Here is a 14,280-nt window from a genome sequence, read left to right on the forward strand (position 1 = left end):
TGTCTGGCGATCATTCGTGGGAGCTTGATCGACGCTGGCCCCGGCTTCATCCATCTCTATCGCGGCACATAGCCTCTCGGCCTCATGGAGTGATCAGCTCATGTCGAATAACACGTTTACCCGCCGCGAAGGCCTCAGCCTGGCGGCGATCGCCGCGGGCGTGGCGGCGCTTCCCACGGTGGCGTCCGCCGCCGGCAAGTCCGCGACGGCCGCGTCGCGCCTGAATTTCACCATCAGGCTGGACTTCAAGGACCCGGTGTGGAACCGCGATACGTATGCGCGCATCGACGGCGACGTCGATCCCACCAAGGAAAAGTGCGGCTGGCTGCGCGGCAAGGCCTTCGGGGTGCGCGACAACGAGAAGATCCGCCCGCTGTTCATCGCCGAGGGCTTCAGCTTCACCCGCATGAAGCGCCTGGACGACGGCAGCTGGCGCCGCATGCTGCGCGAAGTCGTGTTCTATCGCGACATCGAGACCGGCAAGCTGCTGAACACTTGGGACAACCCCTATACCGGCGAGACCGTCAAGGTCGTGCCGATCGCCAACGACCCGTTCAACTTCACCATCAGCGACAAGGTCCCCGAGCCGCCGAGCTACGGCGGGCTGCAGAAGGTGAAGACCGAGCCCAAGCCGTTCCTGATGGACTGGATGGAGGGGCCGGAAGGCACTCTGATCGTCAACACCGACATCGACATGATCTATCCGAACGCGCTGCAGCCCGACAAGTGGCCGCGCGAATCCTCGGGCGTGATGAACCGCGTTTCAGAGCACTTCATCTACACCGTGAAGCGCGAGGACGTGCTGAACCCCAACCTCACCCACATCCCGCACATCGGCGCATGGACCCGCATGACGCCGTGGCTGCCCTGGATGCTGATGGGTCAGGCCCCCGGCCACATCACTTACTTCACCACGTTCCAGACGCTGCCCGGCGGCATCAAGGAACTGCCGCAGGACCTCGTCGAAGCGGCGCGCGCGATGGACGAGAAGTGGCTGCACTCGCCGACCGAGGACTACGGGCCTTCGCTCTCCAGCCTCGAGAACTACGCCCGCGAGCAGAAGCCCGCGCCGGTTCCGGCGGGCTGGTCCCCGCCGCAGCCCCCAGCCGCGCCGAAGAAACTGGGGTAAAACCTTATCCTCCCTGTTCCGAAGGAATGGGGAGGGGGACCGCCCGCGCAGCGGGTGGTGGAGGGGGAAGAAAAACCCCTCCGTCAGCCCTGCGGGCTGCCACCTCCCCATCGCTGCGCGACAGGGAGGATAAACGACCGCTTCCCACCCTTTACGGCTATCCCCCGGTTCGTCATTGCGAGCGTAGCGAAGCAATCCAGGGCAATCTTGAGCCACCCTGGATTGCTTCGCTACGCTCGCAATGACGAAATTGGTAAATGGGCGGTAGATACCGCTTTCCACCCAAATCCGCCGCCATTCCCGTGCGGTGGACGACGGCAATGCGAAGTCCAGAAAAAGCAAAACGCCCGGTCGCGAGACCGGGCGTTTTTCGTGCGACCGTCAGATGTTTCGATCAGTTCAGAACCGGAAACTCCATGTCCGGCAGTTCGGTGCAGTTGATCTCTTCGGTGATCGCTGCCGCCGTCGCTTTGAGTTCCGCAAGGTGGCGTTCCACCGCCTCGCCCTGCTTCATGGCGGCGGCGAAGTAGATCATCGTCAGCGCCGCTTCGAACTGGCCGTCGCGGAAGATCGGCACCGCCACCGACGAGGTCTTGCCCGGCGTCAGGTTGTGCTGGCCCCAACCGATCGCCGCGTAGCCTTCTTCGCGGATCTTGTTGAGCGTGTTGACCGAGACGTAGGCAGTCAGGTCCTGCTCCGACGGCGAGCCGACGAGCGAAACCCAGTCCATGACGCGGTCGAGCTGTTCCGGCGTCATGTGCGCAAGGCACACCCGGCCCGAAGCGCAATCCATCAGCGGCAGGCGGAAGCCCGGATAATATCGCTCGAAAGTCAGCGAGGTGTCCGCATGGGTCGAATCGCGCACGACCATGTGCGTGCCGATGCGAACCGTCAGCGAGACCGGCCAGCCGATCTTGTGCGTCAGCGCCCGAAGATGCCGGCGGCTGTGTTCCACCAGGAAGCTGTCCGCCTGAAAACCCTGCGACAGCGACTGGACGAGCGCGGTAGGCCGGTAGAACTTGCGCGCCGGCTCCTGCTCGATGAGGCCCTCATGCATCAGCGTCTGCACGATGCGGCAGGCGGTGGGATAAGGGATGCGCCCACGTTTCGAGATCTGCATCATCGAAAGCGAGCCCATCTGATTTATTTCCTGAAGTATCGAAATAGCCCGGCAAACCGCCCGGATCGGTACACCTCGTTCCATAGCTTCACCCCAAACCCGTTTTGTTGATCGGACCCCTCCTCCGATGTTTGTGAAGCTATCGTTACGGCCCCGATTACCGCCTGGCGAATGCTTTTTTATCCGCAGGGTGAGCACAAAATCCGCACACCGACCAAAAAACGGCGGATGTGCGCGTTTATCCGCGCAGCGGATCGCGGTGAAATGCGCCTGTCATACGGTTGATGACGATGAGACGTTTCCCTCCCGTCCTGCGTGGAGGCCGAAATTGCTCCAGACACCCCGGAACGAATCCGAATCACTCGCCCCCCGAACTCCTCTCGATACGGGCACCATGGTGCGCTACGGCCTCGGCCAGACCGGGGCGCAGGTCTTCCGCGACACCCCGGCGGCGCTGTTGCCCGTCTACATGACCACCGTGCTCGGCGTCCCGGCATGGCTGGCCGGGCTAGTGATCCTGCTCCCCAAGCTGTGGGTGATCATCTGCGACCCGCTGGTCGGCGCGTGGTCCGACCGGCGCGAAAGTTCGATCGGACGCATCCCGTTCCTCGTCGGCGGCGCCATCGCCACAAGCATCGGCTTCGTACTGCTGTTCAACCTGCCAGCGATGGGCTCTCCCTATGCCGCCGCCGCGACGAGCGCGGTGTTCCTGCTGGCGATGACCGCCTTCAGTGCCTTTTCAGTACCCTATCTCGCCGTCGCCACGACCCTTTCCGCCGACCCGCATGAGCGCACCAAGCTGCTGGCATGGCGCATCGCCTTCACTACGCTCGGCGTCGTTCTGGGAATCGGCCTCGCGCAGCCTACGGTCGTCTGGCTCGGCGGCGGGCGTCAGGCGTGGAGCGTGATGTCGGTGATCTTCGCCGCGCTGTGCCTGGTCTCCATGCTCGGCTGTGCGCTCGGCCTGCGTTCGCGCCTGCACCGCCCGGCAGCGGCGAAGGCGCCGGTGCCCTTCACGCGGATGCTTGGCGCCGCATGGCGCAACCGGGCGTTCCGGCAGCTGACCGCCATCCATCTGCTCCAGACCGTGGGACAGGCGTGCAGCTATACGGTGGTGGCGCTGGTCTTCGTCTATCTCGTCGACCGGATCGAACTGCTGACCGCCTATGTCCTGATCATGTCGCTGGCGGGCCTCGTCACGCAGCCGCTGTGGCTGCGGATCTCGCGCCGGATCGGCAAGATTTCGCTGTTCGTCTATCTGTGCCTCGGCTGGTGCGCGGTGACGCTGACATGGCTCGGCATCGACTGGGGAGACGGCGTGTCCTTCGGCGCGGTCAGCGGCAAGGACGTGCTGATCCTGCTGCGCGGGGCGGTGATCGGCGTGACCAACGCCGGGTTCATCCTGCTCGTCACCTCGCTGTTCACCGACACCGTGCATCTTGGCGAGCACGAGAGCGGCATCGAAGGCGGCTATGCGGGCCTGTGGTCTGCCTGCGAGAAGCTCAGTTTCGCGCTCGGCCCGGTGATTTCGGGCGCGGTGCTGAGCCTGTACGGCTTCGTCTCCTCCACCGCCGGCCCGGCGCAGCAGAGCCCCGCCGCGCTGTTCGGCGTGGTGCTCAACTATTCGCTGATCCCGGTGGGCTTCTTCCTCGCCAGCCTGCTGCTGGTGCCGGGGCTGGCGCGGGCGATCCGGGGCGACTATCCGTAGAACGGACATGCCGTTCCGATCGCTCGACGGTGCCTCCTGCCCGTTCCAATGCGTGATGTGATGACCAGCCAATCTGCTCCGAAGACGCTCTACGACCGCCTCTGGGACGCGCACACGGTGGTGCGCGGCGATGCGGGCAAGGACCTGATCTATATCGACCGCCACCTCCTGCACGAGGTGAGCACCCCGCAGTCCTTCGAGCTGCTGCGCGACAATGCCCTTACGGTGCGCCGCCCGGTGACGCAGCTGGCGGTGCCAGACCATGCCGTGCCGACCTCGGAGCGCGGCGGCGCGATCAAGGGCGAACTCGCGCGCAAGCAGGTCGCGCTGCTGGAGGCGAACTGCGCCGAGTTCGGCATCGAATACCTCGCGCTGGAAGGCGAGCGGCAGGGCATCGTCCACGTCATCTCGCCCGAGCAGGGCTTCACGATGCCGGGCATCTCGCTGGTTTGCGGGGACAGCCACACCGCCACGCACGGGGCTTTCGGGGCCTTGGCCTTCGGCATCGGTGCAAGCGAGTGCGGCACGGTGATGGCCACGCAGACGCTCTGGCAGGCGCGCAACCGGAACCTGCGCGTCCACTACGCCGGACAGTTGCAGCCGCATGTCACCACCAAGGACATGATCCTCGCCCTGATCGGCACGATCGGCGCGGGCGGCGGCATCGGCCATGCCATCGAATTCACCGGCGAGGCGGTCCGCGCCGCGTCGATGGAAGCACGCATGACGCTGTGCAACATGGGCATCGAGGCCGGATCGCGCGTCGCCCTCGTGGCGCCGGACGAAACTACCTTCGCCTGGCTCAAGGGCCGCCCGCGCGCGCCGCAAGGCGCGATGTGGGATCAGGCCGTCGCCTACTGGCGCACCCTGCGTTCCGACGACGACGCCGTGTTCGACCGCACGGTCGAGATCGACGCCGCCGCCATCGCCCCGCAGGTGACCTTCGGTACCTCGCCCGATCAGGTCATGGCGGTGGACGGCACCGTGCCCGCCGGCCCTGCCCGCGCGCTGGACTACATGGGCCTTGAAGCGGGCAAGCCGATCGCCGGGATCGGCATCGACTATGCCTTCATCGGCAGCTGCACCAACAGCCGCATCGAAGACCTGCGCGCCGCCGCGGGCGTAATCCGCGGCCGCCATGTCGCCGAGGGTGTCACCGCGATGGTCGTCCCCGGCTCCACCGTCACCAAGCACCAGGCCGAAGCCGAAGGGCTCGACAAGGTGTTCGAGGCGGCGGGATTTGCGTGGCATCACGCGGGCTGCTCACTCTGCGTGGCGATGAACGGAGACTTCGTGCCCGAAGGCAAGCGCTCCATCTCCACTTCCAACCGCAACTTCGAGGGCCGTCAGGGCGCGGGTGCGCGCACGCACCTCGCCAGCCCGGCGATGGTCGCCGCCGCCGCGATCGCGGGTCGCATCGTCGACGTCCGGAAGGAGTTCGCCTGATGCCCGGCTTCACCCCCTTCACCGCCCCTGCCTTCGTGCTGGACGAGGACGACGTCGACACCGACATCATCTTCCCGGCACGCTTCCTGCTGCACACCGAGCGCAAGGGCCTCGGCCGCTTCGCCTTCCATGACCGACCGGCCCTGCTCGAAGCCTACGAGGCTGCGGACAAGCCGCCGATCCTGCTGGCGGGCGCCAACTTCGGCTGCGGATCGAGCCGCGAGCATGCCGTCTGGTCGCTCGACGGCATGGGCCTGACCGCCGTGTTCGCGCCCAGCTTCGGCGAGATCTTCCGCGGCAACTGCGCCAACAACGGCATGGTGGCAGGGATGATGGAGCCCGCGACGCTCGGCGCGCTGCAGGCGCTGGCGAAAACGGGCAACGACCTTGCCATCGACCTCGCCGCGCAGACCGTGACGTGCGCCGGGCAGAAGTTCGCCTTCACCGTTCCCGACAGCGACCGCGAAATGCTGCTCGCCGGCTGGAACAACACCACCCGCATCCTCGCCCTGCACGGGCAGGACATCACCGCATTCGAAAAGGCCCAGCGCTCAGCCGCGCCGTGGCTCTGGACAGAGGAAACTGAAGCATGAGCGCAAACATCCTGAAGGCCAAGCTGGCCAAGGGCGAGTTCTTCCCGGTCCCCGGCGTGCACGACATGATCGCCGCGCTGATGGCGGAGCGCGCGGGCTTCGACGTCGTCTACGGCAGCGGCTACTGGACGACCGCCTCGGGTTACGGCCTGCCGGATGCGGGCATCGTCAGCTACACCCAGATGCTCGACCGCATGGCGACGATCAAGCGCACCATCGGCTCGGCCCTGATCGCCGACGCTGACACCGGTTTCGGCGGTCTTCTCAACGTCCACCACACCGTGAAGGGCTACGAGCAGGCGGGCATCGCCGCGATCCAGATCGAGGATCAGGAATTCCCCAAGAAGTGCGGCCACACGCCGGGCAAGCGCGTCGTCACCACCGAGGAAATGGTCGACAAGATCAAGGTCGCCGCCGAAGCGCGCGAGGACATGCTGATCATCGCCCGCACCGACGCCTACCAGAGCTTCGGCCTCGACGAGACGATGCGCCGCCTCGAAGCCTACGACAAGGCAGGCGCCGACATCCTCTTCCCCGAGGCGGTGACCACGGAAGAAGAGATGCGCAAGGTCTGCGAGACCTTCGGCAAGCCGGTCATGGTCAACATCGCCAACGGCGGCGTGACCCCGCCCTACCCGACCGACGTGCTGGCCGAACTCGGCTTCGCCTTCGCGATCTACCCCGCGCTCACCAGCCTCGTGTCGGCCCGCGCGATGGAGCTGGCGCTGAACCAGCTGCGCGACCACGGCACCGGCGAGCCGACCGAGCCCGGCCTGTTCGATTTCAAGGAATTCTGCTCGCTCGTCGGCTTCGAGGAGGTCTGGGCGTTCGACAAGAAGTGGGCGCGCTGATGGGCACCACGACGCGCGCGGCGGTGCTCGCCCAGTCGGGCGGGAATGCCAAGCCTTACGCCGAGAACGCACCGCTGCGCTTCGCGGAACTGGACCTCGACGCACCGGGCCAGGGCGAAGTGCGCGTGGCCATCGACGCGGCGGGCCTGTGCCACTCCGACCTGTCGGTGGTGAACGGCGACCGCGTGCGCCCGATGCCGATGGCACTGGGCCACGAAGGCACCGGCATCGTCGAGGCGCTTGGCCCCGGCGTCACCGGCCTCGAGGTCGGCGACCGCGTGGTGCTGGTGTTCCTGCCTTCGTGCGGCCGCTGCACCCCGTGCCTCTCGGGCGAGGGCTACTTGTGCGAGACGGGCGCGGCGGCGAACGGGCGCGGCGAGCTGATCGGCGGCGGCTTCCGTCTGCACGACTGCGGCAGCGACGTGCACCACCACCTCGGAGTCTCGTGCTTCGCGACGCATGTGGTGGTCGATCAGCGCTCGACCGTGAAGGTGGACCGTGACATTCCCGCCGAAGTCGCCGCCGTGTTCGGCTGCGCGGTGCTGACGGGCGTGGGCGCGGCGATCAACAGCGCCGCGATCCGCGCCGGCGAGACAGTGGTGGTCTTCGGCCTCGGCGGCGTCGGCCTTGCGGCGCTGATGGGCGCCGTGGCGAGCGGGGCGGCGACGGTCATCGGCATGGACCTTGCACCGAACAAGATCGCGCTGGCCGATGATCTCGGTGCGATCGGCACCACCCCGGACCAGCTTGAGGCCGTGATGGCCGAGCATCTTGGTGGCAAGGCCGACGTCGTGATCGAGACCGTGGGCAACGCCAAGGTGCTGGCCTCGGCCTATACCGCAGCGCGTCGCGGCGGCCGTGTCGTCACCGTGGGCCTGCCCGCGCCCGAACAGCGGCTCGACCTGCAGGCCGTCTCGCTGGTGGCCGAGGGCAAGTCGCTGATCGGCTCCTACATGGGCTCGTCGATCCCGGCGCGCGACATTCCGCGCTACGTGGCGATGTGGAAAGCCGGCCGCCTGCCGGTGGACCGCCTCATCAGCTCCACACACAAGCTGGACGACCTGAACGAAATGCTCGACGCGATGGATCGAGGCGAGGCGATCCGCCAGATCATCCGGTTCTAAGGCATGGCCTCACCTCCGTCATTGCGAGCGCAGCGAAGCAATCCAGGGCGGCTTACGCGGCCCTGGATTGCTTCGCTGCGCTCGCAATGACGAAGCGGGGGAAGTGGGGGAAGTGGGGCATGGTGAACATGCACGTCGAAATCCAACAGGCGGGCAAGGCACTGCAGCCTTCTTGCCCACAGCCGCTTACTGACATCGACTGATACTGGCAGCGACAGGCTGCATCTATCAGGGATTCCTGCATGTCATCCAGGCTCGCTTTTCTGGCCGCGCTGAGCGCCGCCACCGTCATGCCGCTTGCGCCCGCCGCCGCGCAGCAGCAGGTCCAGCTTGATCCGTCGTCCTGCGTAGTACCGCCGTTCTATTCCGGCCCCGCGCCCTACAAGTCGGTCGAGCAGCTTCCCGACCAGCGCGTCACCTTCCGCATCTGCGCGCCTGATGCGAAAGAGGTGCTGCTCACCAGCACCGACATCGCGAAGATCATCCCGATGGGCTTCCCGCCCGGCACGCCGCAGGGCCTGACGATGGCGAAGGACAAGACCGGCCTGTGGACCGTCACCACGCCCCAGCCCGTCCCCGCCGACGTCTACCGCTTCGCCTTCCGCGTCGATGGCGTGAAGACGCCCGATCCGCTCGGCAAGACTTTCTCCGAGGAAATGAAGGGCATCAATTCCACCTTCGAGGTCACCGGCCCCGAAGGCGCGTTCCAGACGTGGGATGCCAAAGTCGCCCACGGCACCGTCTCGACCGTCGAGTATTGGTCCAATTCGCTCGGCATCAAGCGCCGCGCCCATGTCTACACGCCGCCCGGCTACACGAAGGACGCGCGCAAGTACCCGGTCCTCTATCTGGTCCACGGCGCGGGTGACAGCGACGACAGCTGGACCAGCGTCGGCCACGCCAACCTGATCCTCGACAACCTGATCGCCAGCGGCAAGGCCGTGCCGATGATCGTCGTCATGCCGGACGGCCATACACCGCTGCGCGAAGGCGTCATGACGCTCGACAACCCGGACTTTGGCAACGACCTGATCAAGGACCTGATCCCTTACGTCGACGCCAACTACCGCACCGACGCGCGTCCGGCAACGCGGGCGATGGCGGGACTGTCGATGGGCGGATCGCACACGCTGCGCAACGGGTTGACGCATCCCGACCTGTTCCGCTGGATCGGCGTGTTCTCGATGGGTCTGGGCGTCGGTCCCGACAAGGGCCGCGTGGACGAATACGCGAAGACTTACGATGCCGCGCTCAAGCAATCGGCCCGCGATCTCAGGCTGCTCTATTTCGCGATGGGCAAGGACGACTTCCTTTACGGCACCGTCGCGCCCACCCGCGCGCTGTTCGACCGCTATCACATCGCGTATCACTACAACGAGACCGGCGGCGGGCATGAATGGCCCAACTGGCGCCGCTACCTCGCGGACTTCGCGCCGAGGCTGTTCCGCTAAGGTCTGATCGCCCCACCGCTCGTCATTGCGAGCGAAGCGAAGCAATCCAGGGCAATGGCGAACCGCTCTGGATTGCTTCGCTTTGCTCGCAATGACGAAGCGGGGTGAGGTGAACATGCCGTGTGACCGCCCCCTCTCCATCTGGCGATCAATTTACTGTTGCACCCTAATAGATTTCCGATTCTCGATCATTCTTCCCTCGCCAGAAAGGCAGAGGGAAGACAGGGATGACACAGGACAGCCGGGCCACCGGCGAATTGACGGTAATCCAGCTCGAAGTCGAACCGGCTAGCGCCGAGGCGCTGGCGCCGTTCGGCGCGATCGTCGGCCGCGAGGCGCCGGTCACGCCGGTCTCGGTCGACTTCTACAAGGGCGCGGTGAAGATGAGCTACCCGGCGCGCTTTCTATGCGAGCATCCGGTGGAGATCACCCTCGCGCAGATGGACCGCCGCCAGGGGGAGGTGCGCTACATGGAGCGCCATTTCCAGCACACGCAGGCATTCCTGCCATTGGGCGGCAAGCCCTTCGTAGCCGTCATGGCCCCTCCCGGCGAGGACGACCTGCCCGACTTGTCGAAAGTCCGCGCTTTCCGCTTCGACGGCAGCGCCGGTTTCGCCATGCACATCGGCACCTGGCACGAATTTCCCTTCGCGGTGGAGGACGACACCGACCTCGTCGTGATCCTCTCCAGCCAGACCGGCTACGACCTCAAGGCCAAGGATGCGAAGACCGAGGAAGCCCACGGGCCGGACCTCGACAAGAAGGACATCGTGGCGCGCACCGGCCACGTCTTCCGTTTCGATCTGGGAGTGAACTGACAGTGGCGGACCGCATCAACCTCGACCGCAAGGCGCACTCCAAGGGCAGCCAGCCGGTCATCTTCGAAAGCGAGACGACCGACGCCCTCGCCGGCATGGTGCTGGCGCTGCTGGGCGAAGTCGTGGTCCTCAAGGACCGCCTCGACGCGAACGAACGCCTGCTCGCGGCGGCGGGCTTGCACGGTCCGGCGGACATCGACATGTTCGCACCCGACGCGCAGACGAAGACGGAGCGCAGCGCCTATCGCCAGGCGATCTACGACCGCGTGCTCGGCTCCGCCCGCGACAAGCTGATGCCCGAGGCACTCGCACAGCAGAACGACTACGAAGGCGTCCTCGACGCCGTGACCCGCGACTGAGGCAGGAGGATCACCCATGGAACAGTACCGCCAGGAACACTTCGGCCACGCGGTCATGCCGCAGGCCACCCATGACGAGCAGGCGATGGAGGACCACTTCCTCGCGATGCGGGCGTGGACCAACCGCAACATGGACCCGCTCGACCGCCGCCTGCTGGACGAAGTGATCGTCCCCGGGATCGAGAAGAAGACCGGCACGAAGCCCACCTCCAGCGCGCAGGTCCGTCAGGCGCTGGAAGCGCATCCGCTGCACCAGTACTGGCTGACGCTCTCGCTCACCTACCAGGACCGCATCTGGCAGGCGCTGGACGGCGCGATCGACCGCCAGTACGACGAACTCGCAGGCAAGGTGAAGGCGCAGGTGGCCGAGCCCAAGGGCTCGCTGCGGCTGAACCCGGAGCTTGAGATCCCGCGCTACATCGCGGCCTTCGACCATCACCGGATGCCGGGCAGCTACGTGGTCGATACCGCGCAGGACGATTTTCGCGCCGGGGCGCTCTACGACCGCTTCGCCTCGACGTACCTGCGCAACCTCAACGGTGGATGGAAGAACGACGGGCGCGGGCACAGCCTCGCCAGCCACGTTCAGGACTTCTACCCGGACTTCAAGCCGAAGCGCATCCTCGACCTCGGCTGCTCGGTGGGCCATTCGACCGTCGCCATCGCGCAGGCTTTCCCGGACGCGGAGATTTTCGCGCTCGACGTCGGCGCGCCGATGCTGCGCTATGGCCATGCCCGCGCGGAATCGATGGGCGTGCCGATCCACTTCAGCCAGCAGGACGCCGAGCATACCGACTTCGCGGACGGCAGCTTCGATCTCGTCTGCTCGTCTGCCGTGATGCACGAGACTTCGGCCAAGGGAATGCGGCAGATCTTCAAGGAATGCCGCCGCCTGCTGCGGGACGGCGGCGTGATGTGCCACGTGGACGTGCCGCCGCGCCACGAGCACCTGTCGCTCTGGGACCAGATGCGCTGCGACTTCGAGAGCCACTACAACAACGAACCGTTCATGACCTCGCTGGCGCGGATCGACTGGCACAAGGTCGCCGTCGATGCCGGTTTCGCGGGTGACACGGTGCTGGTGGGCTACCGCAAGGGCACTTCGTATCTGAAGCCCGATCGCGAGGACTTCTTTACCGAAGGCCACCCGCAGGGCCATGCGATGATCGGCAGCTGGTACGCCTGTTCGGCGATGAAGTGAGGCTTTAGCGTCGTCCCGGACTTGATCCGGGACCGCTGGCCATGAACAGCCCACCTCGCGTGCGGGGTGCTTGTCGATGGCGCGCCGCCTAAAGACAGCCAGCGGTCCCGGATCAAGTCCGGGACGACGTCATTTCCCTGCCACGCGCTTCAGGAAAGGCATCGCCGCGTCCACCGAGCGCGCCGGGCAGTCCATCGGCATCATGTGCCCGCACTGCGCCACCACCTCGAGGCGCTTGTCCTTCGCCCCGAGCAGGTCGAGCGCCTGCCGCCCGTCCTTCTCCAGCGGCACTTCATGGTCATCCGAAGACCACAGCAACAGGCTCGGCACGGTGATCGCGCGCAAGTCATCCGGGGTGCGCGCGAATGCCAGCGAACCCGTGGCCGCCTTCATCGCGCCCGCCGTCGTCGCCGGATCGCGCATCGCGCGGTTATTGAGGTCGGTCCACTGATCCACCAGTCCGGGCGTGACCGCCTTCGCGTCCAGCATGTTCGCCAGCATGATCTGGCGCCAGAATTCGGGCTCGTGCCAGCCGGGATGTTTCGCATCCTGCGCCACCGCATCCTTGAGCGCCTGCGGCATCGCCGCGTAGTCGATCTTGAGCGGCCCGGCGGCGATGTTGGACAGGATCACGCCCGAGACCCGCTCGGGCCGCGCGGCGGCGTAGGCAGCGGTTTGCACGCCTGCGCTGGAGGTGCCGACGATGACGAAGCGGCGGACGCCGAGCTTGTCCATCAGCGCGTCGATCACGGCAATGCGCTGGCTCAGTTCATAGTCGTTGCGCGGGTTCGGGCCGGACAGGCCGAGCGGGGACTGATCGAAGCGGATCACGCGGTAATGGTGCTTCAGCTTCGCGGCCCAGCCGTCCCACTGCCGCAAGTTCGCATAGGAGCCATGCAGCAGCAGGATCGCCGGGCCGCGCCCTTCATCGACGTAGTGCAACGGCTCCCCGGCAATGGTGTCGAAGTGCGAAGCCGGGAGGGCGTAGCGTTCGCGAAGCTGCGCGTCGGAGGGCGTCTCGGGCGGCTGAGCGCCGGCCATGGACGTAATCGCCAGCATGGCGGCTCCAAATACCCAGCGCATCGTCATCTCCTTAAAGGGCTTCCCCTGCGAGCAGGCGCGCACATTCACTGTCGCCGCGCAGCCGTGCCTTGCGGATGGCGCGAAGGGCCACGGCGTAAAGCCCGGTGCCCAGCAGCAGGAACGGCACGCAGACCAGCGCGATCGACCAGCCGACGCTGGCCGGATCGCCGAACACGCGCTCGGTCACGCTGGCGACCATGAGCGGGCCAAGGCTCGCGCCGAGGATGGTGTTGAGCACCAGCGTCAGCGCGATGGAGCTGCCCCGCATGCGCGGCGGCACCACCGACTGCAGCGTCGCGAACATCACCGTGCCGACGACCGAGAACACCGCATTGGCCGAGGCGACCAGCACGGTCGCGAAATGCAGCTCGTGCGCCAGCACCGAAAGCGTGAAGGGCAGCGCGAAAAGCGGCGCGACCGACAGGATGCGGAACCGCGCCAGCGTGTCGCCCGAACGCATCGAGCGATCCAGCAACGTACCGCCGACCAACGGCCCGATCGCCGAAAACAGAATCGACAGCGGACCAAGCCACGCACCGAGATAGGCAGGCGTGGCGCCATAGGCGCGCAGCAGCATCGAAGGCGCCCACGACGCGCCGCCGTAAGCGACCGTGAAGCAGGTCGCGAAACCGAAGTAGAGTGGCAGCAGCACAGCGCGGTTGCGCCACAGGTAAGCCGCCTCGGCCGCGCCGGGTACTTGCGCCGCGCCCTTGGGGGCATCGCCCTGCCGGGGCGGCTCGCGCGTCAGCAGCAGCATGGCGAGCGCAATGACGAGCCCGCAGGCGCCGAAGATCACGAACACCGTACGCCACGCCGCCAGCCCGCCCAGCACCGGGAAGCCAAGGAATGCCCCCGCTCCCGCCGCCGCGAGGATAAGGCTGGTCAGCGAGATGGCGATGCCGTTCGCCAGCCCCTGCCCCATCATATAGACCGAGATCGGCCGCCCGCGCCGTGCGGGCGCGAAGAGGTCCGCGATCAGCGAGATCGCGGCGGGACCGAGCGCCGCCTCGCCCAGTCCGACCAGCAGGCGCGCCGCGAAGAGCGAGCCGAACGACTGCGCCAGGCCGCTCCCGATCGTCGCGAGGCTCCACAGGCCGATGCCTGCGACGATCAGGTTGCGCCGCGAAATGCGGTCGGCGGCAAGGCCCATGGGAATGCCCATGAAGGCATAGAACAGCCCGAAGGCGAGGCCCTGCAGCAGCCCGATCTGCTCGTCGCTGATGCCCAGCGTGCCGCGTACCGGGTCGACCAGGATGTTCAGCGCGGCCCGGTCGATCACCGACAGGATACCCGCAAGGAACAGCATGATCACCATGGTCCAGGCGCCGCGCGTGTTCGGCCGCACAGCGTCGGTCGCGGAGACCTCAGGCATATCGAGAGCGATCGGGCCGGCCATC

General features: G+C 66.5%; 13 protein-coding genes. 10 read left to right on the forward strand and 3 right to left on the reverse strand.

Annotation, left to right across the window (positions count from 1 at the left end; genetic code table 11):
* The first annotated feature begins 100 nt into the window (after window positions 1-100).
* Window positions 101-1,129 carry a DUF1838 family protein gene (locus QRN25_RS19025; protein WP_285020811.1) on the forward strand — a complete coding sequence of 343 codons (1,029 nt, stop codon included), beginning with the start codon at window positions 101-103 and terminating at the stop codon, window positions 1,127-1,129.
* Between the two features lie 394 nt (window positions 1,130-1,523).
* Here the strand turns inward: QRN25_RS19025 and QRN25_RS19030 are convergent, their stop codons facing one another.
* Window positions 1,524-2,333, reverse strand: a complete 810-nt coding sequence (locus QRN25_RS19030; RefSeq protein WP_036529004.1) for an IclR family transcriptional regulator domain-containing protein — start codon at window positions 2,331-2,333, stop codon at window positions 1,524-1,526.
* Between the two features lie 310 nt (window positions 2,334-2,643).
* On the opposite strand from QRN25_RS19030, the gene QRN25_RS19035 reads away from it, so the two are divergent.
* The 9 genes from QRN25_RS19035 to QRN25_RS19075 all read left to right on the forward strand — a co-directional run bounded on the left by QRN25_RS19035 (window position 2,644) and on the right by QRN25_RS19075 (window position 11,800).
* A complete protein-coding gene (locus QRN25_RS19035) occupies window positions 2,644-3,957 on the forward strand; it encodes an MFS transporter (protein WP_285020813.1) in 1,314 nt (437 codons plus the stop codon).
* A 60-nt stretch (window positions 3,958-4,017) separates the two neighbouring features.
* Window positions 4,018-5,403, forward strand: a complete 1,386-nt coding sequence (gene leuC, locus QRN25_RS19040; RefSeq protein WP_285020814.1) for a 3-isopropylmalate dehydratase large subunit — start codon at window positions 4,018-4,020, stop codon at window positions 5,401-5,403.
* Entirely contained in the window at window positions 5,403-5,996 is a 594-nt protein-coding gene (locus QRN25_RS19045) for a 3-isopropylmalate dehydratase small subunit (protein ID WP_285020815.1), read from the forward strand. Before leuC ends, QRN25_RS19045 begins: the two co-directional genes overlap by 1 nt.
* Complete coding sequence (locus tag QRN25_RS19050) at window positions 5,993-6,847, forward strand: isocitrate lyase/PEP mutase family protein (protein ID WP_036529001.1); 855 nt, start codon at window positions 5,993-5,995, stop codon at window positions 6,845-6,847. Before QRN25_RS19045 ends, QRN25_RS19050 begins: the two co-directional genes overlap by 4 nt.
* The gene (locus tag QRN25_RS19055) at window positions 6,847-7,971 is read left to right on the forward strand and encodes a zinc-binding dehydrogenase (protein ID WP_285020816.1); all 1,125 of its coding nucleotides are present in this window, start codon (window positions 6,847-6,849) and stop codon (window positions 7,969-7,971) included. The genes QRN25_RS19050 and QRN25_RS19055 overlap by 1 nt, the downstream gene beginning before the upstream one ends.
* A gap of 242 nt (window positions 7,972-8,213) precedes the next feature.
* Window positions 8,214-9,422: an alpha/beta hydrolase-fold protein gene (locus QRN25_RS19060; protein WP_285020818.1), complete on the forward strand. Its 1,209-nt coding sequence runs from the start codon at window positions 8,214-8,216 to the stop codon at window positions 9,420-9,422.
* Window positions 9,423-9,649: 227 nt separating this feature from the next.
* The gene (locus QRN25_RS19065) at window positions 9,650-10,240 is read left to right on the forward strand and encodes an ureidoglycolate lyase (RefSeq protein ID WP_285020820.1); all 591 of its coding nucleotides are present in this window, start codon (window positions 9,650-9,652) and stop codon (window positions 10,238-10,240) included.
* Window positions 10,241-10,242: 2 nt separating this feature from the next.
* Entirely contained in the window at window positions 10,243-10,599 is a 357-nt protein-coding gene (locus tag QRN25_RS19070) for a hypothetical protein (protein ID WP_036528996.1), read from the forward strand.
* Between the two features lie 16 nt (window positions 10,600-10,615).
* Window positions 10,616-11,800: a class I SAM-dependent methyltransferase gene (locus QRN25_RS19075; protein WP_285020821.1), complete on the forward strand. Its 1,185-nt coding sequence runs from the start codon at window positions 10,616-10,618 to the stop codon at window positions 11,798-11,800.
* Window positions 11,801-11,929: 129 nt separating this feature from the next.
* Here QRN25_RS19075 and QRN25_RS19080 read toward each other — a convergent pair whose 3' ends face one another.
* Together QRN25_RS19080 and QRN25_RS19085 are read right to left on the reverse strand one after the other, a co-directional pair.
* Entirely contained in the window at window positions 11,930-12,883 is a 954-nt protein-coding gene (locus QRN25_RS19080; RefSeq protein WP_285020822.1) for an alpha/beta fold hydrolase, read from the reverse strand.
* A 10-nt stretch (window positions 12,884-12,893) separates the two neighbouring features.
* Window positions 12,894-14,279: an MFS transporter gene (locus QRN25_RS19085; protein WP_036528994.1), complete on the reverse strand. Its 1,386-nt coding sequence runs from the start codon at window positions 14,277-14,279 to the stop codon at window positions 12,894-12,896.
* Between the last annotated feature and the right edge of the window lies 1 nt (window position 14,280).

Source organism: Novosphingobium sp. fls2-241-R2A-195 (assembly GCF_030209485.1).
Taxonomy (GTDB): Bacteria; Pseudomonadota; Alphaproteobacteria; order Sphingomonadales; family Sphingomonadaceae; genus Novosphingobium; species Novosphingobium resinovorum.

Excerpts from the sequence above, each read along its gene's own strand:
- QRN25_RS19025 (WP_285020811.1), top strand. The coding sequence starts at position 101 with ATGTCGAATAACACGTTTACCCGCCGCGAAGGCCTCAGCCTGGCGGCG.
- QRN25_RS19030 (WP_036529004.1), bottom strand. The coding sequence starts at position 2,333 with ATGGAACGAGGTGTACCGATCCGGGCGGTTTGCCGGGCTATTTCGATA.
- QRN25_RS19035 (WP_285020813.1), top strand. The coding sequence starts at position 2,644 with ATGGTGCGCTACGGCCTCGGCCAGACCGGGGCGCAGGTCTTCCGCGAC.
- leuC (WP_285020814.1), top strand. The coding sequence starts at position 4,018 with ATGACCAGCCAATCTGCTCCGAAGACGCTCTACGACCGCCTCTGGGAC.
- QRN25_RS19045 (WP_285020815.1), top strand. The coding sequence starts at position 5,403 with ATGCCCGGCTTCACCCCCTTCACCGCCCCTGCCTTCGTGCTGGACGAG.
- QRN25_RS19050 (WP_036529001.1), top strand. The coding sequence starts at position 5,993 with ATGAGCGCAAACATCCTGAAGGCCAAGCTGGCCAAGGGCGAGTTCTTC.
- QRN25_RS19055 (WP_285020816.1), top strand. The coding sequence starts at position 6,847 with ATGGGCACCACGACGCGCGCGGCGGTGCTCGCCCAGTCGGGCGGGAAT.
- QRN25_RS19060 (WP_285020818.1), top strand. The coding sequence starts at position 8,214 with ATGTCATCCAGGCTCGCTTTTCTGGCCGCGCTGAGCGCCGCCACCGTC.
- QRN25_RS19065 (WP_285020820.1), top strand. The coding sequence starts at position 9,650 with ATGACACAGGACAGCCGGGCCACCGGCGAATTGACGGTAATCCAGCTC.
- QRN25_RS19075 (WP_285020821.1), top strand. The coding sequence starts at position 10,616 with ATGGAACAGTACCGCCAGGAACACTTCGGCCACGCGGTCATGCCGCAG.
- QRN25_RS19080 (WP_285020822.1), bottom strand. The coding sequence starts at position 12,883 with ATGCGCTGGGTATTTGGAGCCGCCATGCTGGCGATTACGTCCATGGCC.
- QRN25_RS19085 (WP_036528994.1), bottom strand. The coding sequence starts at position 14,279 with ATGGCCGGCCCGATCGCTCTCGATATGCCTGAGGTCTCCGCGACCGAC.